The 791-nt window shown below is 78.6% G+C and carries 1 protein-coding gene; it reads right to left on the bottom strand.

Annotated elements, in window-relative coordinates; translation table 11 throughout:
- Nucleotides 1–616: dihydroneopterin aldolase (gene folB, locus CBZ_RS08645; RefSeq protein WP_246013177.1), on the bottom strand; the 616-nt coding region annotated here is incomplete at its 3' end.
- Nucleotides 617–791: the final 175 nt, after the last annotated feature.

A 791-nucleotide genomic window follows, 5' to 3' on the forward strand; every position in this document is an offset into this window, starting at 1 on the left:
CCGCAGCGGGGTGCGCCGACGCGGTGGGCACGCCCGGCCCGGGCGACACCGGGCCCGGAGCCGCCGGCAGCGGCGACGCGACGTGGGCCTGCGGTCCCGCGGACAGCTCGCCCGGGGCGGGCGGCAGCGGCGACGAGGCGGGCGTCGACGTGGGGGTCGGGGTGCGCTGCGGACGCACGTCGGCCACGTACGGCTCCGCGGCCGGCAGCTTGGTGCGGTCGCGGCGGATCGCGACGACCACGTCGTCGAACGGCACCGGGATCGGCGCCTGCGGCTTGTGCACCGCCACGTCGACCGCCTGCACGGCGCCCGCGGCCAGCACGGTCGCGGCGATCCGCTCGGCGACCGTCTCGATGAGGTCCACCGGCTCGCCCGCCAGCACCGCTGCGACCTGCTGCGCGAGGACGCCGTAGTCGAGCGTGTGCGCCAGGTCGTCGCCCGCCGCCGCCCTTCGCGTGTCGACGTGCACGACGACGTCCGCGACGAACGTCTGCCCCTCGCGCCGCTCGTGCTCGAAGACGCCGTGGTAGCCGGTCGCCGCGATGCCCGTCAGGCGGATCTGGTCGAGCCGCCGTCCGCTCGCGTCGAACGCCGCGCCGTTGTCCTCGTGCGTCACGTCGTGCTCCTCGTCATGCTCGCGTCCTCGTCGACCGGTAGCTCGTCCTGCCCGTCGGGCGGCCCCTCGCCGGGCGGCCCCGCGGCCCAGGCCGGCCCGCCGGGCTCCCGGGCCGTCCCGCCGGCGGCGTCACCGACCGCACCCGCGGACCGCCACGCCGCCGCCACCCGGACGG

It is taken from the genome of Cellulomonas biazotea (genome assembly GCF_004306155.1).
GTDB classification, from domain to species: Bacteria; Actinomycetota; Actinomycetes; order Actinomycetales; family Cellulomonadaceae; genus Cellulomonas; species Cellulomonas biazotea.